The organism is Acetobacter sp. ESL1128, from assembly GCF_058505085.1.
In genome coordinates this window covers 2,758,803-2,782,014 of the sequence record NZ_CP196369.1, presented here as the reverse complement: position 1 = coordinate 2,782,014, position 23,212 = coordinate 2,758,803, and the positions used below count along the sequence as shown (strand labels likewise).

The following is a 23,212-nucleotide window of genomic DNA, read 5'->3' as shown; positions in this document are numbered from 1 at the left end:
TCATAATGGAGGAAAGGCTTTTTTGTTTTATGGGGGTAAACGTGGTGGATAGGCAGAACAATCAGGCTTTGCAAAAACTTTCACCCGATCGTTCTCTTTCCGTAGAGCAGGAGCAGTTGTGCCAGCAGGTTGTCAGGTTCTGTCAGGACCACGTTGGGCAGGGGAATGCTGTTTTTGTTATTGAAGGCGATGCAGGAACAGGAAAAAGTATTGTTATCAATAAAATTTTTAACGAAATACAAAAACTGTCCCGACAAAAATCAGCTGTAAACCCGTTAATGGGGACAAAAAATTATCTTTTGGTCAATCATCCAGAGATGATGAAACTTTACAGGAATATATCGGAACATTCGCTTTATGTGAAAAAGAAAGACTATGAGCGCCCGACAACTTTCATCAACACCATGCACAAAACCGGGCAGATGGCGGATGTGGTTCTGGTGGACGAGGCGCACCTTCTTTTAACAAAATCCGATAAATACAACAGGTTTGCACAGGACAATCATCTTGAAGAGATTCTGAAATGTGCAAGGGTTGTTGTGCTGGTTTTTGATGACAAGCAGGTTCTCAAGTTCAAAAGCCATTGGACAAGGAATATGCTGGAAACAGTTCTGGTCCAAAAGCAGGTGCAGACCTGTCGGCTTAAAAACCAGTTCCGTATGCACGCTGGTGCACAGACATGTGCATGGATAGACGCATTCTGCAAAAAGACCATTCTGCCGGTTCCCCATGATCCGTCTTTTGACCTCAGGGTTTTTGAGGATGCACAGGATATGTACGATCTGGTGCGCCAGAAAAATACCGAGTTCGGCCTCTCCCGCATGGTGGCAACGTATGACTACCCCTACCGGCTGGATGGTCAGGAGCATTTTGTAACCGAAGGGCGTTTTCGGCTTAAATGGGATATTGCCAAACCCGAAGCCCGCCTGCCATGGGCCGAACGTGTTGATACAATAGATGAAGTCGGCTCCGTTTACACCGTTCAGGGGTTCGACCTGAATTACGTTGGTCTGCTGCTTGGCCCATCCGTAAGGTACGATAGCGCGGCTGATACCCTGATACTTGACCCGACCCGGTATGAGGATGGCGCAGCTTTTGCCGGGCGCAATGGTATTGCCCAGCCCGGGCAGACCATGGAGCGGATCATGCTCAATGCGATCAATGTGTTGATGACGCGCGCGGTCAGGGGGCTTTATATTTATGCACACGACCCCGCGTTAAGGGCACGTCTTGTTCAGCTCCGGGCCGGGTAAGGGGGTAAAGGGCAAGGGCTGAATGTCGTGCACGGCATGGCTGCCTTGTGCGGATGTCGGGCGGAAACGGCCCAAAACAGCCCTTTCTGGCCCTGTTCCGGGGGCTGGTGGCACTAAAATTTTCATACAGAACTTGTTCTGTCCTCATTCTGGTGCCAACTGAAAGGTAATCATACAGGTTTACCCTACAGATCGGACATTTCCGCCATGTTTATCGAAACCGAAGGCACCCCCAACCCCGCAACGCTCAAGTTCCTGCCCGGTCAGGCCGTGGTAGGGGATGCGGGCACCATAGACTTTATTGATGCCGACGCCGTGGTTGGCCGCTCGGTTCTGGCCGATGCGCTGTTTGCCCTGCCCGGTGTTGCCCGCGTGTTTTTGGGGAATGACTTTGTCTCCGTCACCAAGTCCGACAGCGCGGACTGGGAGGAACTGCGCCCACTGGTGCTGTCCACCCTGATGGATCATTTTGTGGCGGGCCTGCCGGTTGTTGCCGAAGGCGTTGCTGTTCTTGAAGACGACATTGCTCCAGAAGATGCGGAGATTGTTGTCCAGATCAAGGAACTGCTGGATACGCGCGTACGCCCTGCCGTTGCGGGCGATGGTGGGGATATTGTTTTTCGCGGGTATCGCAACGGGGTTGTGCGCCTGACCATGCAGGGTGCGTGCTCCGGCTGCCCCTCCTCCCGCGCAACGCTCAAGCATGGGGTGGAAAACATGCTCAAGCATTACGTGCCAGAGGTTGTCTCGGTCGAACAGGTGGACTGAGCAGCTCCTGCAACGGTGGCTCTTTTCGGCGCGGGATGCTTGCCTTAAAAGAGGGAAGTCACGCGCCGGAGCAAGCTGGCGCAGCAGGAGGCAGGACAGAACATGTTGGACGCAAGTGGGTTAGAACTGCTGTTTACAAAGGCGCGAACCCCCCTGCGCTGGACGACCCGCCCTGTGGAGGAGGCTTTGTTGCGCCAGATCTATGATCTGGTGCGCATGGGGCCGACCTCGGGCAATTGCTGCCCTGCCCGCATTGTTTTTATTACAGGCTCCAGTGGGCGCGAAAAACTGCGCCCTGCCCTGTCCGCAGGGAACGTCAACCGGGTTATGGGGGCACCGGTTATTGCTGTGCTTGCCCATGACCCGCTGTTTTTTGAACAGCTCCCCAAGCTGAGCCCGGGGGAAGAACTGCGCTCCTGGTTTGCCGCTGATGTCGGCCTGTCTGAGGAAACCGCTTTTCGTAATGGCACCTTGCAGGGCGGGTATATGATCATGGCGGCCCGCGCCCTTGGGCTGGATGTTCTGCCGGTTTCAGGGTTTGACCAGTCCGTGGTGGAAGACGCTTTTCTGGCCGAATGGGGCTGGCGCGCCAACTTCCTGCTCTGTCTGGGGTATGGGGACTTTGCTGGCCAGCCCGAGCGGGCCCCCCGGCTTGAGTTCGATCAGGCCTGCCGGATTGTAGAGTAGTGGTGCAGCGTATTCTGGTGCTCGATGGGAGCCCTGCAGGCGACCATGCCTGTGGCACGGCGGCCTGTGTTACCAATACAGATGGCGTGTTGCAGGTGCTTGCCTTCAGGCAGGAGGCCGGCAAGCAGGCGGCGGAAGGGCTTAGCCTGCTGGCAGCACAGGTTTTGCAGCAGGCTGGCTGGTCACGCGCACAGGGGAGTGCGCCGGATCTGGTTGCGGTTGTGGTGGGGCCGGGGTCTTTTACCGGCCTGCGGGCGTCCTGTGCGGCGGCGGCAGGGTATGCCGTAGGCGTGGGGTGCCCGGTTGTGGGGGTCACGCGGGCAGAGGCTCTGGCCCCGGAACTGGATGCCGCCCTTGCCGCTCAGCCAGACCCCATGGCTGGCTGGCTGGTGGTGACCGCCGCCCGGCGTGGCCGCGTTTTTGTGGAAGACAGGCAGGGTGCGCGGGCCGTAACCATAGCAGACTGGTCCGCCTCGCAAGGGCGGTGGCTGGTTGCAGGTGAATCCCGCGCTGATCTGGCTTTCCCCTCCGCGATCCTATGCCCGATTACCCACCCTGATGTAGAGCAGGTTGCGGCTACGGCCCTGCGCCGGATGCGTGGGGACTTGCCACCGCGTGGCGCACTGCCGGTTTATGTGGACCCGCCGGAGGCCAAACTGCCAGCCAATGGGTTGCGGGCTGCTCCGGTCTAATGGGTCTGCCGCAAATGCAGTCTGTGGGGGTGGGGCACGCGGCTGTGCTGGCCTGCCTGCATACGCAGTGTTTTACCCCGCAGGAGCAGTGGGACACAGCCGCCATGCTCAGCCTGCTCGGCTCAGCCGGTGTTTGCGCCGGGTTGGTGCTGGTGGGGGAGCAGCCCGCAGGGTTTGTTATGCTGCGTTGCGTGGCGGGGGAGGCAGAAATTCTGACCCTGTGCGTGCTGCCTGCATACAGGCGGCAGGGGCTGGCCGCGCAGTTGGTGGCATGGAGCCTTGCCCACGCCAGAGCGCAAAAGGCCGAAATGGTTTTTCTGGAAGTTTCGGTCGGGAACCCTGCGGCACAAAAGCTGTATGCACAGGCCGGGTTTGAACAAAAAGGCCTGCGCCGGGCCTATTACCCTGATGGGTCCGATGCCCTTGTGCTTGGGCATGTTCTGGAGTGTGGCGGGTAAGGCCCATGCCGCCGAGGGTGCCGTGCGGCATGGGGTATGCTGGTTTACGGGGCCAGATTGACCCCGTTTTTACCCGGTTGCTTACAGGGCGCGGTTGCCAATATCCGTCCGCCATACCGCACCATCCCACGTAATGGCCTTAACACCGGCATAAGCGCGCTTCTGGGCTTCTTGCACCGTGTCCGCCAGAGCGCAGACAGCCAGCACACGCCCGCCTGAAACCACCAGTTCTCCGGCCATGTTCTGTGTGGTGCCTGCCTGAAAAACCCGCACCCCTTCCAGAGCATTGGCTGTGTCCACCCCATGGATCACGGCCCCTTTTTCCGGGCTGCCGGGGTAACCCCGTGCCGCCATGATCACGCAGACCGATGCCTGGTTGGAAAATGTAATGGGGGCCACGTCCAGCCGGTCCTCGGCCAGTGCCTGCAAGGCTGGCAGCAGGTCCGATGTCAGGCGTGGGAGCAGGGCTTCGGCCTCGGGGTCACCAAAGCGCACATTGTATTCAATCAGCGATGGCCCGTTTTCGGTCAGCATCAGCCCGGCAAAAATGACGCCCCGGAATGGCGTGCCCCGGCGTACCATTTCGCGCAGCATGGGGCGCACCAGCAGGTCCAGTGCGGCTTCCTGCTCTGCCCGGCCAAAGCCTTTTGGGGGGGATACGGCACCCATGCCTCCGGTATTGGGGCCTGTATCCCCATCTCCAATGCGTTTGTGGTCCTGTGCCGCACCAATCAGGCAGGCGGTTTCCCCCGCACAGAAGGCAAAGAGAGAGACCTCCTCCCCTACAAGGCAATCTTCGATCACCACGCTGCGCCCGGCATCGCCCAGTGCGCCACCTGTCATCATGTCCGTAATGGCGGCTTCGGCTTCGGCTACGGTTGTGGCAACAACAACGCCCTTGCCCGCAGCCAGCCCGTCGGCCTTGACCACGATGGGCGCTCCTTTGCGGCGCACATAGGCAATGGCGGAGGGCGCATCCGTAAAGCGTTCCCATGCCGCGGTGGGAATACCCGCCGCATCGCAGACTTCCTTGGTAAAGCTCTTGCTGCCTTCAAGCTGGGCGGCGGCCTGCGTGGGGCCGGCACACGGCAGGCCCGCCAGTGCGCAGGCATCGGCCAGCCCTGCGACCAGTGGCGCTTCGGGGCCGGGCACTACCAGATCAATCTTCTGCTCGCGGGCAAAGGTTACAAGGGCTGCCACATCATGCGCGCCAATGGGCACGTTGGTTCCGCAACGGGCCGTGCCGGGGTTGCCGGGGGCAATGAACAGCGCGGAAAGTGCTGGGGATTTGGCCAGTGTTTCGGCCATGGCATGTTCGCGGCCGCCTGAGCCTACCAGAAGTACGCGCAATTCTTTTCTCCTGCTGTTCATGTCTGCTCTTTCAGGGCGAGCGTCTGTAGCATAGGTTGTGCGGATGCACGAAGAGTTTGGAGCCGCCTCCCCATCTGGCGGCAATGTCCCTGAATATACGGTTTCGGAAATTTCCGGCGCAATCCGGCGTACGCTGGAGGGGTCGTTCAGCCGCGTGCGCGTGCGAGGCGAAATTACGGAATTCAAACGCTACCCCTCCGGGCACATCTATTTTTCGCTCAAGGATGAGCAGGGCAAGATTTCCGGCGTGGTCTGGCGTGGCAGTGTCAGCCGCCTTGGGCTGGTGCCTGAAAACGGGCTGGAAATTATTGCAACCGGCAAGGTCTCCGCCTACGGCGAGCGCTCAAGCTACCAGCTTATTGTGGAACGCATGGAATATGCGGGCGAGGGCGCATTGCTCGCCCGTATTGAGCGCCTGCGGATAAGGCTGGGGGAAGAGGGGCTGTTTGACCCCGCCCGCAAACGGCCCATTCCCCTTCTGCCACGCGTGATCGGGCTTGTTACATCCCCGCAGGGGGCTGTGTTGCATGATATTTGCACAACGCTCCGGCGGCGCTTCCCCCGGCCTGTGGTGGTGTGGCCCGTGCCCGTGCAGGGTGAGGGGGCTGCCGCCCAGATTGTGGCTGCCATTAACGGTTTTTCCGCGCTGGATGGCACAGGGGCCGTGCCTCGGCCCGATGTGCTGATAGTCGCACGCGGTGGCGGCTCGCTCGAAGACCTGATGGCCTTTAACGATGAAGGCGTGGTGAGGGCAGCCGCAGCCTGTTCCATCCCCCTGATCTCGGCCGTAGGGCATGAGACCGATACAACCCTGATCGACTTTGCATCCGACCGCAGAGCGCCCACCCCCACAGCGGCGGCAGAAATGGCCGTACCTGTGCGGAGCGAACTGCTGGCTGAAATTGAACACCGCGCCGCCCGTGCCACAGGCGCACTGGCCCGGCAGATGCAAACCGCCCGCCTGCGGCTGGACAGGGCAGCCGCCGCGCTACCGGACCTGCCCGGTCTGGTGCAGACCGCGCGCATGCAACTGGATGACCGTGCCCGCAGGCTGGACGTGGCCCTGCCCGCCCTTGTCCGCCGCCGTAAGGCGGACCTTGTGGCGGTGGAGCGGCACATGCCTGCGGTGGAAACACTTCTGTCCGGCCGCAGAACACGGCTTGCCGTACTGGGTGGCGCGTTTGTGGGGGGCATGCAGCACACCCTGCAACGGCAGGAAGTGCGGCTGGGCCGCTGCCGCGTGTCCCCCGCCCCCCTGATGGCGCTTTTGCGTGAGCGGCGGATTGCGCTGGCAGGGGCCGCCGGGCAACTGGAGGCAGTATCTCCCCAAGCCGTGCTGGCACGTGGTTATGCGCTGGTCACAGCAGATGGCCACCCCGTGACAAAAGCCGCAGGGCTAAGGAGCGGGCAGCAGGTTGACCTGACTTTTGGCGATGGCTCCTGCCGTGCCATTATTGGTGGCCAACCGGCGCAGGGCCTGCTGGACCTGTAAGCCTGATGTTGGGTTCAGGCGGGTAACCGGGTTATGCTGGCCTCCCTGCAACTGTGTGGGCAACAAGCCACCGCGTGCTGAAAGACTGAAGAGCGCATGTTCATTCCTGTTCGTATTCCGGCTTTGGGGTCTGTCCTTGTGCTTGGGCTGCTGGCCGGGTGCGCCAGCCAGCCCACCCGTATTCCCCCGCAGAGCTTTGCACCGGGGCTGAGCGCACCAACACCGCCCCCCGCAAACGAAAGCCAGTTGGTGAATGACCCCTCCGCCCCCACCAATACGCCGCTGTGCGGGGCAGCCGCGCGGGAGGCCATAGCCATGGCGGTGCAAAACTACCCCCAGCCACTTGCCGTAGGGGGCAGTTGCGTGCGCAATGCGTGCTACAATACACAGACCGGCACCTACATTGCTGCAGACGGCACCCAGCGGGTCTGCCGTTAGGCTGGGGTGAAGCGCTTTGTGCGACAAATGCCGCCAACAAACCCTTTTCCGGGCGGCAATTTGCTGGTAGGGGAAAAAGCAGTTCGCGAGAGTGACGGAACTGGTAGACGTAGTCGACTCAAAATCGACCGCCCTTACGGGCTTAGGGGTTCGAGTCCCCTCTCTCGCACCAGACTTGTCCCTCCCTCTTCTCGGCCAAGGTTATGAACGCCCTTTCCCCTTCCGCTTCGTCCCGTCCGGCCATTCGCCCGCTCAATCCCTGTTTTTCATCCGGACCGTGCGCCAAGCGCCCGGGGTGGAGCCTTGCCGCGCTGGATAAGGCGCTGGTTGGCCGCTCCCACCGTTCGCCAGAAGGGCGTGCGCGGCTGAACGAGGTTATTGTACGCTCCCGCAAAATTCTGGGTGTGCCCGAAGGCTGGCGCGTAGGCATTGTGCCTGCGTCCGACACGGGTGCGGTGGAAATGGCCCTGTGGTCCCTGCTGGGCGAACGCCCGGTGGACGTGCTGGCGTTTGAGAGTTTTTCCGCCCTGTGGGCGCAGGATATTGTAACCCAGCTCAAGCTGGACAATACCCGCGTGCTCAAGGCCGATTACGGCCAGTTGCCAGACCTGAACGAAGTTAACTGGGCGCATGACGTGGTGCTGGCATGGAATGGCACCACCTCGGGCGTGCGCCTGCCATCGGCTAATGCCATTCCCGCCGAGCATGAAGGGCTGGTGATCTGCGATGCCACCTCCGCCGCCTTTGCCATGGATCTGCCATGGGACCGGCTGGATGTGGTAACATGGTCCTGGCAGAAAGCTCTTGGGGGCGAGGCCGCACATGGCATGATCGCGCTTTCGCCGCGCGCTGTGGAACGGCTGCAAACCTTTAAGGCCCCCCGCCCGCTCCCCAAGATTTTCCGCATGACCGCCAAGGATGCGCTGATCGAAGGTATTTTTAAGGGCGATACCATCAACACCCCTTCCATGCTGTGTGTGGAAGACGCGCTGGACAGCCTGCAATGGGCAGAATCCGTCGGAGGGCTGGAAGGGCTCAAGGCCCGGTCTCAGGCCAATCTGGCGGCGGTTGCTGCGTGGGTTAAAACCACGGACTGGGTCTCCTTTCTGGCAGAAAAGGAGGAAGAGCGTTCCTCTACCGCCATTTGCCTACGGATTGTCGCACCATGGTTTCTGGCTCTGGAGCGGGACCGGCAGATGGCAACAGTCAAAACAATGCTGGCTGTGCTGGATAAGGAAGGCATTGGCTTTGACCTTGCCAGCTACCGGGATGCGCCCGTGGGCCTGCGCATATGGGGCGGTGCTACGGTGGAAACAGCCGATATTGCGGCCTTGCTGCCTTGGCTGGACTGGGCGTTTGCACTGGTTGTGCCTGCATAATTCTGCCTGAAGAGGGCAACCCTGACCAGTATTATGAAAAGACCGTGTGCCTGGCACACGGTCTTTTTTTATGCGGGATTTGTGCGGAAAATATAGGCCACACGAAAAAAGCATGATCTACTCGGGGTGTTTGAAAACCTTTAGTCTGACACACAGATAAAGAAAGGGCGGAAGGAGTGATCCTTCCGCCCTTTCTGGTTAACGCTGTTCAGAAAGCATCAGAACGGTGCGTCAATGTCCACAATATCAATCAGCTTGGCATTGACGAACTCTTTCAGGCCCAGACCCAGCAATTCGCGGCCAAAGCCCGAGCGCTTGACGCCACCAAACGGCAGATCGGCCTTAACCATGGTCGGGTGGTTGATGTAGACCATGCCGGTATCAATCCGGCGGGCCAGTTCTGCACCACGCTCTTCGTTTTTGGTAAAGATGGAACCACCAAGCCCGTAGGGGGAGTCATTGGCAATTTCAATGGCGTGGTCAGCATCTTTCGCACGGAACAGCATGGTCACCGGGCCAAAGAATTCCGTGTGGCGGGCCGGGTTGCCTTCTTCCAGATGACTCAGGATAACCGGGCGGAAGAAGCAGCCTTTGTTGGGCATTTCCAGCGGGATTTCTTCCGCTTTGGCACCCTGTGCCACGGCATCGGCAACCTGCTGCTTCAGCCCATCTACCGCCCCGCGAGAGGACAGGGGCGGCAGCGTGGTGGCGGGGTCCATCGGGTCGCCCATACGCAGTTCGGAAATACCTTTGCGGTACAGCTCAACAAATTTGTCGTAAACGCCGTCTTCCACAATCATGCGCTTGGCGTTAACGCAAACCTGCCCACCGTTCCAGTGGCGGCCATAAACGGCCCACTTGGCGGCTTTTTCAATATCAGCATCGTTCAGCACGATCAGGGCATCGGACCCGCCGAGTTCCATGGTGCATTTTTTAAGTGCAAGCCCCGCTTCGGAAGCAACCTTGGCGCCAGCACCTTCGGAGCCGGTCAGGGCCACACCACGCACGCGGATATCGGCAATAATCTTGGCAAGCTGGTCACGCGTTGGGTAGAGGTTCTGGAACCCACCTTCAAGCAGACCTGCGTCGTGCATCAGTTTTTCCATGGCGGCGGCACACTGCGGCACGTTGGATGCGTGCTTGAGAATAACCACGTTACCAGCAGAAAGCTGCGGCGCAATAATGCGGGCGACCTGATAGTAGGGGAAGTTCCAAGGTTCGATAGCCAGCAGAATGCCCTGCGCTTCGAACACGATCTTGGCGCGACCTTCCTTGACGGAGGCAAGGGGGAGCACTTCGGGTGCCAGAAGGCGCTCGGCATTAACGGCATAATATTCAAAAATTGCAGCAGAAAGCTCGGTTTCTGCCTTTGCTTCGGCGTAGAGCTTGCCCATTTCCAGCGTCAGCAGCTTGGAGTATTCGTCCACATTGGCGCGCAGCAGATCAGCCGCTTTTTGCAAAACGCGTGCACGTTCAGCAAAAGTTGTGTTTTTCCATTTTTTGAAGGCCGCATGGCCCTTGTCCAGTGCGGCATCGACCTGAGCATCGGTCGGGCTGGGAAAAACCTTGACCTGTTCTTCGGTAAAAGGGTTTGTCGTTGCGTAAGCCATGGAAAAAATCCTTCTGGTTCGTCAATATTGAAGGGGGTTAGTTTCTGAAATCCAGAACAACACGCCCTTCAACACGACCATGCTCGAGATCATCAAATATCTGATTGATGTTTTCAAGCCGATCAGTCTTGGTAACCGAGGTCACTTTTCCTTCAGCAAAGAAGGAGAGAGCTTCGATCATGTCCAGCCGGGTACCCACAATGGAACCGCGGACGGTAATGGCGTTCATGACCATATCAAAAATGGAAATGGGGAAGTCCCCCGGCGGCAGCCCGTTCAGGACCAGTGTGCCACCAGCGCGCACATACCCCATGGCCTGAGAGAACGCCTTGGTGGAAACAGCCGTGATCAATCCCCCATGAGCGCCCCCGACTTCCTTCTGGATAAAGGCTGCCGGGTCGGTTGTCTTGGCGTTAACGGTGTGTGCGGCGCCAAGTTTCCGTGCGGTTTCAAGTTTGGCGTCGTCAATATCAACCGCGATCATGTTCAGGCCCATGGCCACACCGTACTGGATGGCCATTTGCCCCAGCCCGCCAGCACCGGACACCGCAACCCAGTCACCTGCGCGCGTGTCGGTCATTTTCAGACCTTTATAAACAGTCAGCCCTGCGCACAGGACCGGCGCAATTTTAATGGGGTCCACGCCGGGGGGAATATGAGCCACATAGCCCGGGTCCGCCACAACGTATTCCGCAAAGCAGCCATTAACGGAGTAGCCGGTTTCTTCCTGTTTCTGGCAAAGGGTTTCCCAGCCTGCATAACAATGCTCACAATGACCACAGGCGGAATACAGGAAGGGCACACCAACGATGTCCCCCTTTTTAATCCAGTCAACATTGCTGCCAACTTCCACAACCGTGCCCACGCCCTCATGCCCGGGAATAAAGGGCAGGGTCGGCTTTTTGGGCCAGTCCCCGCTGGCTGCGTGCAGGTCCGTATGGCAGACGCCGCAGGCGATCATCTTGACCAGGATCTGGTTGGAGTTGATGGAGGGAATGTCCAGTTCCTCAAGCGTGAGCGGCTTGCCAAATTCATGGACAACAGCGGCTTTCATCTTGCCTGACATAATCTACGCCTTTTGTTGCAAACAAAAAAAACGGGAGGGACCGTCTGGTTCCCTCCCGTTTGCCGTTAGGCGGTGCCGAGCGCCTTGACGGCTTCGACCATTTTGGAGAGCACGGCCTGTGCATCCCCAAAGACCATGGTGCAGTTCTTCTGGAAGAAGAGCGGGTTCTGCACCCCGGAATACCCCGTGCCGGACCCACGTTTGATGACAAAGACCTGACGCGATTTGTAAGCGTTCAGGATAGGCATGCCATAAATGGGGGAGGATTTGTCGGTCAGGGCTTCGGGGTTGACCACGTCGTTCGCACCAATAATCAGGGCAACGTCGGTGGTGGCAAAGCTGTCGTTAATATCGTCCATATCGTAAATCATGTCGTATGGAACGCCAGCTTCGGCCAGCAGCACGTTCATGTGCCCCGGCATGCGGCCTGCCACGGGGTGAATGGCAAATTTGACATCCACACCATCAGCCACAAGCATTTTAACAAACTCGTACAGCTTCTGCTGTGCCTGTGCCACGGCCAGACCATAGCCGGGCACAATAATCACGCTGGATGCATAGCGCATGGAGGTGGCTGCATCCGACGGGTCGGCGGATTTCATTTCCCCTTCGGGGCCTTTGGCGGAGCTTGCCGTATCCCCAAAGTTGCTGAACAGCACGTTGGTGAGCGAGCGGTTCATGGCTTTTGCCATCAGGGCGGTCAGCAGCGTGCCAGCCGAGCCAACAACCATGCCGGCAATCATCAGGGCGGGGTTGCCCATCACGTAGCCTTCAAGGCCCACGGCCAGACCGGTAAAGGCGTTGTAGAGCGAGATCACAACCGGCATGTCTGCCCCACCAATGGGCAGGGTCATGCAGACACCAAACAGCAGGGCCGCACCAAAGAACAGAATACCGGGCAGCACACCTTCTGGTGTGCCATACTGCATGACTGTCAGCGCACCGAGGACGAGCGAGATCAGGAACAGGGCGGCGTTGAAAATCCGCTGTCCGCCAAAGCGCACGGGTTTCCTCATACGCCCGTCAAGCTTGGCCCATGCAATGATCGAGCCGGTAAAGGAGATACAGCCAATAAGCGCACCCACGATGGTAACGCTCAGGTGCAGGCCGGACGTGGCATGGTCGGACAGAAGGCTGACCGCAGCAAGGGATGCCGCAGAGCCACCCCCCATGCCGTTAAAGATGGCGACCATCTGCGGCATGGCGGTCATCTGCACCGTGCGGCCACGCCAGCCGGTCCACAGGCAGCCCAGCAGCAGGGCCACAACAGCCAGCGCAACATTGACCAGCAGGTGCGGGCGCGCATCGGGGCTGACATTGAACAGGTTGAGGAATGTGGCCCCAACCACAAACACCATACCGTAACCTGCGGTCACAATGCCCGATACGGCGGTTACGGGGGAGGACATGGCCTTCAGCCCGTAAATGAACAGGCCTGCGGCAATCAGTCCGCTCAGGCCAACAATGTATTCGATAAACATGTTACTGCTGGCCTTTTTTCTCTGTGGTCTGCTTCTGGCTCGGGCGGAACATGGCCAGCATGCGGTCGGTCACGACGTAGCCGCCCATAACGTTCCCTGCGCCCAGAAAAACGCCAACAAACCCGATGATCTGCCCGGTGAGCGTGGTGGCATTGAACAGCGCATCAAGCGCACCAACCACCACAATACCGTGAATGAAGTTGGAGCCGGACATAAGGGGCGTATGCAGGATGGAGGGCACCCGGCTAATCACCACGTAGCCGGTAAATGCGGCCAGCATGAAGATGTAGAGGGCGATAATGAAGGTCATGGATGTTACGGAATCCATCATGCTTTCTCCGCTGGTGTGCCTTCGATGACCTTCTGGATGGCGACATTGGTAATCTTGCCATCATGGGTCAGGGTGGTGCCGGTTATGACTTCGTCTGTAAAATCGGGCTTGAGCACACCATCATGCAGAACCTGCTCGAGCAGGTTGTAAATGTTCTTGGCGTAGAGCTCGCTCGCCTGTGCTGCCAGGCTGGAGGGCAGGTTGGTTGGCCCAACCATGACCACGGGACCAACCTTGATGGTTTCGCCCGCTTTGGTGCCTTCACAGTTGCCACCGTTAGGTGCGCCCATGTCCACCACAACGGAGCCTTCCTTCATGCCGGCAAGCTGTTCGGCATCAATCAGGCGGGGGGCCTTGCGGCCGGGGACGGCTGCTGTGGTAATGATCAGGTCGGCCTGTGCGATATGCTGCGAAAGGGTCGCCCGGACCTTGGCTTTTTCATCTGCTGTCAGCTCACGGGCGTAACCGCCTGCGCCGCGTGCATCAATGCCCGTATCCACAAACTTGGCGCCAACGGATTCCGCTTCTTCCTTGGTTTCGGGGCGTACGTCGTAGCCTTCGCACACAGCGCCAAGGCGGTGTGCGGTGGCCAGTGCCTGCAGGCCCGCAACCCCCAGCCCCATGACCAGCACGCGAGCCGCACGCAGCGAGCCAACGGCGGTGGTCATCATGGGCAGGATTTTCTGCATATGCACGCTGCCCAGCAGGGGCGCATAGTACCCTGCAAGAGCTGCCTGGCTGGACAGCGCATCCATGGCCTGCGCACGGCTGATGCGCGGAATAAGCTCCATGGCAAACGTGGTGATCTTGCCATCGCGCAGCGCCTTGACCAGATCAGGCTGTGTCTGGGCGTAAATGAAGGAAACCAGCAGGGCGCCGGGCTTCATCTGTTTGACGGTCTCGACCGATGGGGGCTGGACGGAGAGCACAATATCCGCATCGGCAACCAGTTTCCCGGTATCGGGCTCCTGCGTTACTTCTGCCTTTGTATAGGCATCGTCCGTGTAGGTTGCAGCACTGCCCGCTCCCTGCTCCAGAACAAGATTTGCCCCAAGCTTGGCTATGCGCTGTGCTACCGCGGGAATCATGGCAACCCGGCGTTCGTCGGGCTGCGTTTCCTTCAGGATGGCAATTTTAACGGTCACGTTCTTTTCCCAATGCATTCTGTATGGGGTGAGGAGGGACCGGGATGGCAGGGTAGAAAAACGGTCGTCCTCCACAACTTCTTCTGTTTGATATGACAACCATATCTGAAAAAGGTTGCATTGATATGCGTCAAAGAAACCTTTCCCGCAGGATATAAAAATATTTTTTTCATTATTGCACTTTATAAATAAGTCTCAGGTGTCATTTCTCGTAATGTCCTGAGCGGCTTGTCATCCGCGCGGGCCGTATTCCGCCCTGCCCGCCATTTGCCGGAGTGGTGGGTGGGAAAGCTTTGGGGCGAGCAATTCCATTTGCTGCCGGAATGGTCTAGGGTTCGCGCGATTGAACGGCCCCCGTGCGGGGGTGCGTTTTTCTGGTTTCTAACGTGCTCTGAATCAAAGGTGGATTATGGGTTATCGGGTTGCTGTTGTAGGCGCGACAGGTGCGGTGGGGCGGGAAATCCTCAAGACACTGGCCGAACGGGAATTCCCGGTGGATGAGATTGTCGCACTGGCCTCCCCGCGTTCTGCTGGGCGTGAAGTCTCGTTCGGGGATCGCGTTCTGAAAGTCCAGAACCTTGAAACCTTTGATTTCAAGGGCTGGGATGTCGGGCTGTTCTCCCCCGGTGGGTCTGTGTCCGCCAAATATGCGCCCATTGCCGCCAAGGCTGGCTGCGTTGTGATTGACAACACATCCCACTTCCGCATGGAGCCGGATGTGCCGCTGGTGGTGCCCGAGGTTAACCCGCTGGCGCTCAAGGACATGAAGCGCAACATTATTGCCAACCCCAACTGCTCGACCATTCAGATGGTGGTGGCTCTCAAGCCCCTGCATGACCTGTTTACCCTCAAGCGGGTGGTGGTCTCCACGTATCAGGCCGTATCCGGCGCGGGGAAGGATGGCATGGACGAGCTGTTCTCCCAGACCCGTGGCAGCTTTGTGAACGACCCGCCCAAGATCGAGCAGTTCCAGAAGCAGATCGCCTTCAACTGCATTCCTCAGATCGACCGTTTTATGGATGACGGTGCGACCAAGGAAGAATGGAAGATGCGAGTCGAGACCAAAAAAATTCTCGATCCGGACGTGGAAGTGCTGGCAACCTGCGTGCGTGTTCCGGTGTTTGTCGGTCATTCCGAAGCCGTTATTGCCGAGTTTGCCGAGCCTGTGGACCTTGAGCGCGCCCGTGCGGCCCTGCGGGAGTCCGAAGGGGTTGTCCTGCTCGACCAGCGCGAAGATGGCGGGTACGTGACCCCGCTCGAGTGCGTGGGGGAAGATGCAACCTATGTGTCACGCCTTCGTGTCGACCCGACCGTGCCGCATGGTCTGGCGTTCTGGTGCGTGTCCGATAATCTGCGGAAAGGTGCGGCTTTGAACGCGGTTCAGATCGCGGAAACCATGATCGCGCTTGATCTGCTGCCCAGACACGCCTGAGTGAGAATCCTGCCCCTCTCGGTCTCGTGTTGATCCGTTGAATTGACCGGGCCGAGGCACGGGGCGTAGGACAAAAACGATGCAAAACGCTGGATGCAACCAGCGCTCAGGGATAGACACGGGGTACGAGGCTGACAATGCAGGATATCCGTAAGGCCCTCTATGTAGGGAGCCGAAGTGACGGCACACTGATCCAGCGGCCCATGTCGCCGCACTTGCAGGTGTACCGTTACCGGCTTTCCATGGTTCTTTCCATTTCAAATCGAATCACGGGAGTGGTCGCCACGGCCGGTGCCGCGCTTGGCGTTTTTTGGCTTGGCGCTGCGGCCAAGGGGCCAAAAGCCTATGCTACGGCGCGTAAGGTAACGGGCAACCCGCTAGGCCAGCTTGTGCTGGTAGGGTGGCTGGCTTCGGTCGTTTACCACACGGTCGGTGGCATCCGGCATCTCATCTGGGATGCAGGATACCGCTACGACAAGGAAGAGCTGAACAAGGATGGCCCAGTGGCGGTGGGTGTTACAGCCGGTGTAAGCACCGTGCTGGCCGTCGCCCTGCTTGCTGTGGCGGGTTGCCGCAGAAGCAAACGCGCCAAAGCCGGGAAGGTATCCTGACATGAACGCTTCTGTTCCACATATTGAAGTCATGCGCTCCCAGCTTGGCCGCGCGCGCGGTCTGGGTGCGGGGCATTCGGGTGTAAGCCACTGGTGGGCCGAGCGCGTTTCCGCCGCCAGCCTGCTGCCGCTTTCCACATGGTTTGTTGTGCAGATGTTCCGCCTTGGCGGGGCAGACCACGCCGAGGTGGTTAAGTGGGGCGGCAAGCCCGTTAACGCCACCATGCTGGCAGCACTGATCATTACCACCTTCTACCATGCGCAGGTTGGCCTGCAGGTTATTGTGGATGACTACGTGCACGGCAAGGCGCATCTGCCTACCCGCCTGCTGGTCAAGATTGGCACGTCCCTTATGGGGCTGCTTGGCGTATTTGCCGTGATCAAGCTGGTGGTGCGGAGCGGTTCCGGCAAGTAAGCCGGGCACCTGCCCACATAGATAAAGAGCCTTGTGCCGCCGACGGAACAGGTCGGATACGCGGCGGCATGAACCTGAACGACTGACAGGCCGAACGCATATGGGAGCGCCGTCACGATGAATGCCAATTCCTCTCCTTCTCGGGGAGCTTACCGGATTGTTGATCACGCATACGATGTTGTGGTCGTGGGTGCAGGTGGTTCGGGCCTGCGTGCAACGCTGGGTATGGGGGCCGCGGGCCTGAGTACTGCGTGCATTACCAAGGTTTTCCCCACCCGCAGCCACACGGTGGCCGCACAGGGTGGTATTGGTGCCTCCCTTGGCAACATGGCCGAGGATAACTGGCGCTGGCATATGTATGACACCGTAAAGGGGTCTGACTGGCTGGGCGACCAGGACGCCATCGAGTTCATGGTGCGTGAGGCCGTGCCCGCTGTGCAGGAACTGGAACATTTTGGTGTTCCCTTCTCCCGCACGGAAGAAGGCAAGATCTACCAGCGCCCCTTTGGCGGCCATATGAGCGACTTTGGCAAGGCACCGGTGCCCCGCGCATGTGCTGCCGCCGACCGCACGGGCCATGCCATTCTGCACACGCTGTACCAGCAGTGCCTTAAACATAATGTTGAGTTCTTTGTCGAATACTTCGCCATCGACCTGATTATGGATGATGAAGGCGCCTGCCGTGGCGTTATGGCCTGGTGCCAGGACGATGGCACGATCCATCGCTTCAATGCCAAAATGGTGGTGCTGGCTACGGGCGGTTATGGCCGTGCCTACCAGTCCTGCACATCCGCCCATACCTGTACGGGTGATGGTAACGGCATGGTCATGCGTGCCGGCCTGCCGACGCAGGATATGGAGTTTGTGCAGTTCCACCCCACGGGTATCTACCCCGCAGGCTGCCTGCTGACCGAAGGGTGCCGTGGTGAAGGTGGCTACCTGACCAACTCCGAAGGTGAGCGCTTTATGGAGCGTTATGCTCCTACCGCCAAGGATCTGGCCTCGCGCGATGTGGTGTCCCGCGCCATGACGATCGAGATCAAGGAAGGGCGTGGCTGTGGTCCCAAAAAAGACCACATCATGATGCATCTGGAGCATCTGGGTTCCGACCTGCTGCATGAACGCCTGCCGGGTATTCTGGAAACATCGCGTATTTTTGCCGGTGTGGACGTAACCAAGGAACCCGTGCCTGTTCTGCCGACCGTGCATTACAATATGGGTGGTATTCCCACCAATATTCACGGCGAAGTGGTGCGCCCCACAGCGGACAACCCCGATGCGGTGGTGCCGGGCCTTATGGCTGTGGGCGAAGCCGCGTGTGTGTCCGTGCATGGTGCAAACCGCCTTGGCACCAACTCCCTGCTTGACCTGATCGTGTTTGGTCGTGCGGCGGCCCGCCGTGCGGCAGAGGTCGTCAAGCCGAGCGACTTTGTGCGCCCGCTCCCCGCCGGGGCTGGCGAGTTTGCTCTCGATCGTCTGGACAAGCTGCGTTACGCCAAGGGCGGGACCAAGGTTTCCGCCATGCGTGACCGCCTCCAGCGGGATATGCAGGCCCATGCCGCCGTGTTCCGTACGCAGGAAAGCCTGCAGGAAGGCGTGGACAAGATCCGTGATATCTGGAGTGGTCTGGGTGACATCTCCGTTTCCGACAGCTCACTGATCTGGAACAGTGACCTGATGGAAGCGCTGGAGTTTGAAAACCTGCTGGCCAATGCAACAGCCACGCTGGAAAGTGGTCTGGCCCGGCACGAAAGCCGTGGCGCGCATGCCCGCGATGACTTCCCCGATCGTGATGACAAGGAATGGCTCAAACATTCCGTTTCGTGGCTGGATGACAAGGGCGGCGTCAAGCTGACCTACCGTCCGGTACATATGAAAACCCTGACCGACGATGTCGAGGTTTTCCCACCCAAAAAGCGCGTTTACTGATCCGCAGGGCAAAGGGAGGCGAACATGGTCGAACTCAGACTGCCGCGTAACAGCACCGTAGGGAAAGGCAAAACCTTTCCCGCTCCGGCCGGCGCAAAAAATGTCAAAACCTTCAAGGTGTACCGCTGGTCCCCTGATGACGGTAAAAACCCGGTCATAGACTCTTACGAGCTTGATCTGGATACCTTTGGGCCAATGGTGCTTGATGCCATTATCCACATCAAGAATGAAGTGGACCCCACACTGACATTCCGGCGCTCCTGCCGCGAAGGGATCTGTGGGTCCTGCGCCATGAACATTGATGGTGAAAACACACTGGCATGCCTTAAGCCGATCAAAAGCATTGAGGGCGACGTGCGGATTTACCCGCTGCCCCATATGCCCATTGTCAAGGATCTGGTGTCCAACCTGGATGGGGCTTATGCGCAGTTGCGCTCCATCCAGCCCTGGATGCAGGCAGACAGCGCTCCTCCGCCGGATGGTGAACGCCGCCAGAGCATTGAGGAACGCGGCAAGCTGGACGGTATGTGGGAATGCATTCTGTGCTTCTGCTGCACCACGTCCTGCCCGTCCTACTGGTGGAATGGCGACAAGTATCTTGGCCCGGCCGTGCTGCTTGCCGCATATCGCTGGATTGCAGACAGCCGTGACGAACATACCGGTGAACGCCTTGATTCACTGGAAGATACGTTCAAGCTCTACGCCTGCCGTACGATCATGAACTGCACCCAGACCTGCCCCAAGGGGCTGAACCCGGCCAAGGCCATTGGCCGGATCAAGGAATTGCAGATCGAACGCAAGATCTGATCCTACAGGTTCGGCCTGCCTGGTTTGGTCTGGCAGGAATAAATGAAGCCCCGGCAGGAGTAACCCCTGCCGGGGTTTTTCTGTTCAGGGCGCATGCGCGGGGTGGTGGGGGATTATTGACGTGTGGGGCCGGAGGTGGAACATGGAAAGCCAGCATGCTGCTGCATGAGACATGAGGGGGTTTTGTGTTTAACGGCCATCTTTCTTCCCAGACCGGCCGTGCCAGAGCATGGACGGATAGCCTGTTTGTTGACCATGCTATCCTCCGTCTGGTCTGGACCAATTTTCATGCGGTTATTCCGGGCAAGGTGTACCGGTGTAACCACCCCACCCCTGCCCGTTTGCGGCGGGCTGTCAGCAGGCTGGGCCTGCGCACGCTGGTCAACCTGCGCGGGCACAGGCAGTGTGGCTCGGATGCCCTCTCCCGCAATGCGGCTGCACAGATCGGCCTGACCCACCTGGATATGGCGTTTGAGAGCAGGGGGGCTCCGCACAAGGACCGTATTCTGCGCTTTGCACAGATGTACAGCACATTGCAATTCCCTATGCTGATGCACTGCAAGTCCGGTGCAGACCGAGCCGGGCTCGCCTCTGCTCTGGTGGTGATGTTTGAAGGCGGGAGTGCGGCACAGGCCCTGCGCGAGCTTTCGTGGCGGTTCGGGCATTTCCGTGGTTCTCGCACGGGAATTCTGGATGCGTTTTTCCTGCGTTATCAGGCACAGGCGGAGGGGCGCATTCCGTTCATGGAGTGGCTGAACACCGAGTATGATGAAGCCGCCCTTAAACAGGATTTTGTTGCAGGGCGGATTGCCGCGTTCCTGACCGATCAGGTTTTGCGCAGGGAGTAGCCCTGCATCAATAAAAAAGAGCCGTGCATGACACATGGAGGATACGCAACGCGCAAGGTGCCGTTTCTGGCGGTGTGTGCGGCTATTTTGTCTTGGGCAAGCGCATATCCGCTTGTGCGAATGGCGCTTGTTTACGTGCCCCCCATACCACTTGCCGCATTACGGTACGCTGTAGCAGCCGTTATTGTGGCCGGGTGGTTGTGTGTGCAGCGGCCGGTGCGGCCCAAGCTGCGTGATGTCCCGCGTTTTTTACTGTGCGGGGCTGTGGGTATTGCCCTGTATAATATCTTGTTCAATACGGGCGAGCAGAGTGTTTCTGCCGGGGCAACAAGCCTTTTGGTTAATTTTGCGCCGTTTATGTCTGCCTTTGTGGCTGTGGTGTTTCTGGGGGAATCCCTGCCGTTATGGGGGTGGGTTGGTTCCGTTATAAGTTTTAGCGGGATTGTGCTGATTGGCAGTGGCCTGCCGGGCGGTTTTACCTTTGGTTCGGGGGCGACCGATGTGCTGGCGGCTGCGTTTTGTTCGGCCCTGTACCTTCTGCTGCAAAGGCCGCTTGTGGCACGCTATGGCGCATTGGCATCCACGGCATGGATATTGCTGATTGGTGCTGTTGTGCTGGCCCCCTGGTTGCCCGCAGGCCTTACGGCCTTGCAGGGGCAAGGGAGCTGGCCGTGGTTTCTGGTCATTCTGCTTGGTGTTTTCCCCGCTGTTCTGGGGTATGCGGCATGGGCGCATGTTGTGGGTGCGGTCGGTGTCGCGCGTTCTTCCGGCTTTTTGTTTCTGCTGGCGCCAACAACGCTGATTCTGGCTTATGTCATGACGCATGAAGTGCCCGCCCTGACAACACTGGTGGGTGGGGCGGTGGTTATGGCTGGCGTGTTGCTCATGCAAACATATGGCCGCCCCCGATCTGTTCCGCTTACCCTGCCAGATGGCTCGGATTAGGGCCGCTGGGCACCAGGGTTATGCCGACACCGAATAAAACCGGATTTTTGTTGTAAGGAGAAGGAGGGTGCAGGAAGCGAGCATAAAAACCCTCCTTTTTACGCATGGCTGAGGAATATGAACGTCGTATGATGCGTTACAGAAGTGATATTGACGGCTTGCGCGCGCTTGCAATTCTTCCTGTTGTTTTCTTCCATTATGGACTTAAGCATCCCTTTAACGGCGGATTTGCCGGGGTTGATGTTTTTTTTGTTATTTCCGGTTTTTTGATTACCCGGCACATCAACGATGCGGTGGAGCAGGGCCAGTTTGATATTCTTGATTTCTATAACCGTAGAATTCGCAGAATATTGCCTGCGCTGTTTTCAGTTCTGGTGGTCTGCTTTGGTGTGTCCACACTCACGCAAACGCCACCGGAGGTTTATAATACAAGCCGTGGAATCCTGTGGTCCATACTTTTTGCATCGAACATTTTTTTTTATAGCCAGAGCAGCTATTTTGATTCCTCTTTGCAGGCTAACCCCCTTTTGCATACGTGGTCACTCTCTGTTGAGGAGCAGTTTTATATAGTTATTCCTTTTTTGATCTATTTTTCAAAAAAAGTTCTAAAAATACCTTTAAAATTCATAATTTTCTTTTTTCTGGCATTAAGCTTTTCTGCCTGTCTGGTCGAGGTTTTTCACGATAAATCAGCAGCATTCTACCTGCCGCAATACAGGGCGTGGGAGTTTCTTCTGGGGTCTATTGTCATGCTTGCCACGCAGCCAGCCGTTCTGGCCAGAAGCCGGGTGGCAAAGCCTGTGTTGGAAAGTTCTGGGGCTGTTGGTCTTGTTTTTATTCTGGCCAGTCTGTTCGCGCTTAACAACAAATCGCTCTTTCCCGGACCGGGCGCTTTGGGGCCATGTCTGGGGGCAGCTTTAGTCCTGTATTCTGGCAGCCAGCAGCGCACGGTTGTTGCTTCGGCCCTTTCCTACAGGCCGTTGCGGTTTATTGGCCTTGTTTCCTACTCGTTATACCTGTGGCACTGGCCGATATGGGTCTTTTTTTCCATGTATGACAGGCCCAGTTTCTGGACAATTCCGTTGCTGCTGGGGGCGGCTTTTGGGGTCTCTGTTCTGTCATGGCGGTTTATTGAGCAGCCGTTCCGCACAAGGCCATTCCGCTTATCCGCCAAAAGCACAATAGGCGTCATGGGTGGGCTTATGGTGCTCATGGTGCTTCTGGCTTTTGCAAGCAGCAGGCTTAATGCAACACTATGGCATTACAGCCCTGCTGAGCAGAAGATCATGTCCTATATGGCATACAAGCCGACTACAATGCGGACTGGCACATGCTTTATTGACCGGAAGACCGAAGATATTGAGGCATATAAGGCCGCACATTGCCTGGATGTACAGGCAGGTCAGCCGAACTATCTGGTTCTGGGTGATAGCCATGCGGCAGACCGCTGGTACGGGTTGCAGCAGAGTTACCCCAACATCCATTTCCTGCAGGCAACAGCGCCAAGCTGTGAGCCTGTTCTGGGCAAAAATGGCGGCCAGTGCGGTGCACTCCTGCGCTATATTTTTGAAGATTTTGTGCCGTCTCATCATCTGGATGGCATTATTCTTTCAGCAAACTGGCTGGAACACGATTTTAACAACATTGTTAAAACAGCACAGATGCTCAGGAATTATACAGACCGCGTTATTGTGCTTGGCCCAAGCCCGGAATACGACCAACCTCTGCCGTTGCTGCTTGTGCGGGCGATGGTAAAAAACAATATGGATCTGGTTTTCAATCACATTCTGCGGGACCGGAAAAAACGGGACCAGATGCTTGCCGCCCGGCTGAAGGGAACAGGCATTGAATATGTATCTGTTTACAATATTCTTTGCCCCGGCACTGTGTGCCTGACAACGGTCAACAACAACGTGCCGGTTTTATTCGATGCGGACCATTTTACAGCCGAGGGTTCGGTTTCTCTGGCCAAAAACATGCCGCTGTTTGGCCAGACGCACGACAATGCTGGCGAGGCTTCGCCGCATTAGGGTTATCTGTGGGTTTTAAAATGA

General features: G+C 58.1%; 22 protein-coding genes and 1 tRNA gene. 17 read left to right on the top strand and 6 right to left on the bottom strand.

Annotated elements, in window-relative coordinates; genetic code table 11:
- Positions 1 to 29 precede the first annotated feature (29 nt).
- The 5 genes from ACSYTG_RS12930 to ACSYTG_RS12910 all read left to right on the top strand — a co-directional run bounded on the left by ACSYTG_RS12930 (position 30) and on the right by ACSYTG_RS12910 (position 3,858).
- On the top strand, positions 30 to 1,253 hold the full coding sequence (locus tag ACSYTG_RS12930) for a DUF2075 domain-containing protein (protein WP_489783419.1): 1,224 nt from the start codon (positions 30 to 32) through the stop codon (positions 1,251 to 1,253).
- 207 nt (positions 1,254 to 1,460) lie between these two features.
- Entirely contained in the window at positions 1,461 to 2,021 is a 561-nt protein-coding gene (locus ACSYTG_RS12925; protein WP_086646923.1) for a NifU family protein, read from the top strand.
- Between the two features lie 102 nt (positions 2,022 to 2,123).
- Positions 2,124 to 2,708 (top strand): malonic semialdehyde reductase, encoded by a 585-nt coding sequence (locus ACSYTG_RS12920; RefSeq protein ID WP_253529164.1) that lies wholly within the window; start codon positions 2,124 to 2,126, stop codon positions 2,706 to 2,708.
- Positions 2,708 to 3,400 (top strand): tRNA (adenosine(37)-N6)-threonylcarbamoyltransferase complex dimerization subunit type 1 TsaB, encoded by a 693-nt coding sequence (gene tsaB, locus ACSYTG_RS12915; RefSeq protein WP_489783417.1) that lies wholly within the window; start codon positions 2,708 to 2,710, stop codon positions 3,398 to 3,400. Before ACSYTG_RS12920 ends, tsaB begins: the two co-directional genes overlap by 1 nt.
- Positions 3,400 to 3,858: a GNAT family N-acetyltransferase gene (locus tag ACSYTG_RS12910; RefSeq protein WP_489783415.1), complete on the top strand. Its 459-nt coding sequence runs from the start codon at positions 3,400 to 3,402 to the stop codon at positions 3,856 to 3,858. The genes tsaB and ACSYTG_RS12910 overlap by 1 nt, the downstream gene beginning before the upstream one ends.
- An 81-nt stretch (positions 3,859 to 3,939) precedes the next feature.
- On the opposite strand, the gene purD is transcribed toward ACSYTG_RS12910, so the two are convergent.
- Complete coding sequence (purD, locus tag ACSYTG_RS12905; protein WP_194301340.1) at positions 3,940 to 5,229, bottom strand: phosphoribosylamine--glycine ligase; 1,290 nt, start codon at positions 5,227 to 5,229, stop codon at positions 3,940 to 3,942.
- Positions 5,230 to 5,272: 43 nt separating this feature from the next.
- Between purD and xseA the strand changes: the two genes are divergently transcribed.
- From xseA to ACSYTG_RS12885, 4 genes are all read left to right on the top strand, one after another.
- Entirely contained in the window at positions 5,273 to 6,721 is a 1,449-nt protein-coding gene (xseA, locus tag ACSYTG_RS12900) for an exodeoxyribonuclease VII large subunit (RefSeq protein WP_086646920.1), read from the top strand.
- A 96-nt stretch (positions 6,722 to 6,817) separates the two neighbouring features.
- Positions 6,818 to 7,159: a hypothetical protein gene (locus ACSYTG_RS12895; protein ID WP_086646919.1), complete on the top strand. Its 342-nt coding sequence runs from the start codon at positions 6,818 to 6,820 to the stop codon at positions 7,157 to 7,159.
- A gap of 85 nt (positions 7,160 to 7,244) precedes the next feature.
- Positions 7,245 to 7,331, top strand: a tRNA-Leu gene (locus ACSYTG_RS12890).
- A 31-nt stretch (positions 7,332 to 7,362) separates the two neighbouring features.
- Positions 7,363 to 8,538 (top strand): phosphoserine transaminase, encoded by a 1,176-nt coding sequence (locus tag ACSYTG_RS12885; protein ID WP_086646918.1) that lies wholly within the window; start codon positions 7,363 to 7,365, stop codon positions 8,536 to 8,538.
- Between the two features lie 218 nt (positions 8,539 to 8,756).
- On the opposite strand, the gene ACSYTG_RS12880 is transcribed toward ACSYTG_RS12885, so the two are convergent.
- From ACSYTG_RS12880 to ACSYTG_RS12860, 5 genes are all read right to left on the bottom strand, one after another.
- Positions 8,757 to 10,148, bottom strand: coding sequence for an NAD-dependent succinate-semialdehyde dehydrogenase (locus ACSYTG_RS12880; protein WP_086646917.1), 1,392 nt, complete (start codon positions 10,146 to 10,148; stop codon positions 8,757 to 8,759).
- A gap of 37 nt (positions 10,149 to 10,185) precedes the next feature.
- Positions 10,186 to 11,214: an alcohol dehydrogenase AdhP gene (adhP, locus tag ACSYTG_RS12875; protein WP_086646916.1), complete on the bottom strand. Its 1,029-nt coding sequence runs from the start codon at positions 11,212 to 11,214 to the stop codon at positions 10,186 to 10,188.
- 65 nt (positions 11,215 to 11,279) lie between these two features.
- The gene (locus ACSYTG_RS12870; RefSeq protein WP_086646915.1) at positions 11,280 to 12,695 is read right to left on the bottom strand and encodes an NAD(P)(+) transhydrogenase (Re/Si-specific) subunit beta; all 1,416 of its coding nucleotides are present in this window, start codon (positions 12,693 to 12,695) and stop codon (positions 11,280 to 11,282) included.
- A 1-nt stretch (position 12,696) separates the two neighbouring features.
- Positions 12,697 to 13,023 (bottom strand): NAD(P) transhydrogenase subunit alpha part 2, encoded by a 327-nt coding sequence (locus ACSYTG_RS12865; protein ID WP_086646949.1) that lies wholly within the window; start codon positions 13,021 to 13,023, stop codon positions 12,697 to 12,699.
- Positions 13,023 to 14,171, bottom strand: a complete 1,149-nt coding sequence (locus ACSYTG_RS12860; RefSeq protein WP_489783414.1) for an NAD(P) transhydrogenase subunit alpha — start codon at positions 14,169 to 14,171, stop codon at positions 13,023 to 13,025. Before ACSYTG_RS12860 ends, ACSYTG_RS12865 begins: the two co-directional genes overlap by 1 nt.
- A gap of 409 nt (positions 14,172 to 14,580) precedes the next feature.
- On the opposite strand from ACSYTG_RS12860, the gene ACSYTG_RS12855 reads away from it, so the two are divergent.
- The 8 genes from ACSYTG_RS12855 to ACSYTG_RS12820 all read left to right on the top strand — a co-directional run bounded on the left by ACSYTG_RS12855 (position 14,581) and on the right by ACSYTG_RS12820 (position 23,188).
- Entirely contained in the window at positions 14,581 to 15,603 is a 1,023-nt protein-coding gene (locus tag ACSYTG_RS12855; RefSeq protein WP_086646914.1) for an aspartate-semialdehyde dehydrogenase, read from the top strand.
- Between the two features lie 137 nt (positions 15,604 to 15,740).
- The gene (gene sdhC, locus ACSYTG_RS12850; protein ID WP_086646913.1) at positions 15,741 to 16,214 is read left to right on the top strand and encodes a succinate dehydrogenase, cytochrome b556 subunit; all 474 of its coding nucleotides are present in this window, start codon (positions 15,741 to 15,743) and stop codon (positions 16,212 to 16,214) included.
- A gap of 1 nt (position 16,215) precedes the next feature.
- Positions 16,216 to 16,629, top strand: coding sequence for a succinate dehydrogenase, hydrophobic membrane anchor protein (gene sdhD, locus ACSYTG_RS12845; RefSeq protein WP_086646912.1), 414 nt, complete (start codon positions 16,216 to 16,218; stop codon positions 16,627 to 16,629).
- A 117-nt stretch (positions 16,630 to 16,746) separates the two neighbouring features.
- Positions 16,747 to 18,558, top strand: a complete 1,812-nt coding sequence (sdhA, locus tag ACSYTG_RS12840; protein ID WP_086646911.1) for a succinate dehydrogenase flavoprotein subunit — start codon at positions 16,747 to 16,749, stop codon at positions 18,556 to 18,558.
- Positions 18,559 to 18,582: 24 nt separating this feature from the next.
- Positions 18,583 to 19,365, top strand: a complete 783-nt coding sequence (locus tag ACSYTG_RS12835; protein ID WP_086646910.1) for a succinate dehydrogenase iron-sulfur subunit — start codon at positions 18,583 to 18,585, stop codon at positions 19,363 to 19,365.
- 185 nt (positions 19,366 to 19,550) lie between these two features.
- Positions 19,551 to 20,213, top strand: coding sequence for a tyrosine-protein phosphatase (locus ACSYTG_RS12830; protein ID WP_086646909.1), 663 nt, complete (start codon positions 19,551 to 19,553; stop codon positions 20,211 to 20,213).
- A 27-nt stretch (positions 20,214 to 20,240) separates the two neighbouring features.
- A complete protein-coding gene (locus ACSYTG_RS12825; protein WP_489783413.1) occupies positions 20,241 to 21,158 on the top strand; it encodes a DMT family transporter in 918 nt (305 codons plus the stop codon).
- Between the two features lie 104 nt (positions 21,159 to 21,262).
- The gene (locus ACSYTG_RS12820) at positions 21,263 to 23,188 is read left to right on the top strand and encodes an acyltransferase family protein (RefSeq protein WP_489783411.1); all 1,926 of its coding nucleotides are present in this window, start codon (positions 21,263 to 21,265) and stop codon (positions 23,186 to 23,188) included.
- Positions 23,189 to 23,212: the final 24 nt, after the last annotated feature.

What these genes read in the sequence shown, in the direction of transcription:
- ACSYTG_RS12930 (WP_489783419.1), top strand. Translation starts at nt 30, where the DNA reads ATGGGGGTAAACGTGGTGGATAGGCAGAACAATCAGGCTTTGCAAAAA.
- ACSYTG_RS12925 (WP_086646923.1), top strand. Translation starts at nt 1,461, where the DNA reads ATGTTTATCGAAACCGAAGGCACCCCCAACCCCGCAACGCTCAAGTTC.
- ACSYTG_RS12920 (WP_253529164.1), top strand. Translation starts at nt 2,124, where the DNA reads ATGTTGGACGCAAGTGGGTTAGAACTGCTGTTTACAAAGGCGCGAACC.
- ACSYTG_RS12910 (WP_489783415.1), top strand. Translation starts at nt 3,400, where the DNA reads ATGGGTCTGCCGCAAATGCAGTCTGTGGGGGTGGGGCACGCGGCTGTG.
- purD (WP_194301340.1), bottom strand. Translation starts at nt 5,229, where the DNA reads ATGAACAGCAGGAGAAAAGAATTGCGCGTACTTCTGGTAGGCTCAGGC.
- xseA (WP_086646920.1), top strand. Translation starts at nt 5,273, where the DNA reads ATGCACGAAGAGTTTGGAGCCGCCTCCCCATCTGGCGGCAATGTCCCT.
- ACSYTG_RS12895 (WP_086646919.1), top strand. Translation starts at nt 6,818, where the DNA reads ATGTTCATTCCTGTTCGTATTCCGGCTTTGGGGTCTGTCCTTGTGCTT.
- ACSYTG_RS12885 (WP_086646918.1), top strand. Translation starts at nt 7,363, where the DNA reads ATGAACGCCCTTTCCCCTTCCGCTTCGTCCCGTCCGGCCATTCGCCCG.
- ACSYTG_RS12880 (WP_086646917.1), bottom strand. Translation starts at nt 10,148, where the DNA reads ATGGCTTACGCAACGACAAACCCTTTTACCGAAGAACAGGTCAAGGTT.
- adhP (WP_086646916.1), bottom strand. Translation starts at nt 11,214, where the DNA reads ATGTCAGGCAAGATGAAAGCCGCTGTTGTCCATGAATTTGGCAAGCCG.
- ACSYTG_RS12870 (WP_086646915.1), bottom strand. Translation starts at nt 12,695, where the DNA reads ATGTTTATCGAATACATTGTTGGCCTGAGCGGACTGATTGCCGCAGGC.
- ACSYTG_RS12865 (WP_086646949.1), bottom strand. Translation starts at nt 13,023, where the DNA reads ATGGATTCCGTAACATCCATGACCTTCATTATCGCCCTCTACATCTTC.
- ACSYTG_RS12855 (WP_086646914.1), top strand. Translation starts at nt 14,581, where the DNA reads ATGGGTTATCGGGTTGCTGTTGTAGGCGCGACAGGTGCGGTGGGGCGG.
- sdhC (WP_086646913.1), top strand. Translation starts at nt 15,741, where the DNA reads ATGCAGGATATCCGTAAGGCCCTCTATGTAGGGAGCCGAAGTGACGGC.
- sdhD (WP_086646912.1), top strand. Translation starts at nt 16,216, where the DNA reads ATGAACGCTTCTGTTCCACATATTGAAGTCATGCGCTCCCAGCTTGGC.
- sdhA (WP_086646911.1), top strand. Translation starts at nt 16,747, where the DNA reads ATGAATGCCAATTCCTCTCCTTCTCGGGGAGCTTACCGGATTGTTGAT.
- ACSYTG_RS12835 (WP_086646910.1), top strand. Translation starts at nt 18,583, where the DNA reads ATGGTCGAACTCAGACTGCCGCGTAACAGCACCGTAGGGAAAGGCAAA.
- ACSYTG_RS12825 (WP_489783413.1), top strand. Translation starts at nt 20,241, where the DNA reads ATGACACATGGAGGATACGCAACGCGCAAGGTGCCGTTTCTGGCGGTG.
- ACSYTG_RS12820 (WP_489783411.1), top strand. Translation starts at nt 21,263, where the DNA reads ATGGCTGAGGAATATGAACGTCGTATGATGCGTTACAGAAGTGATATT.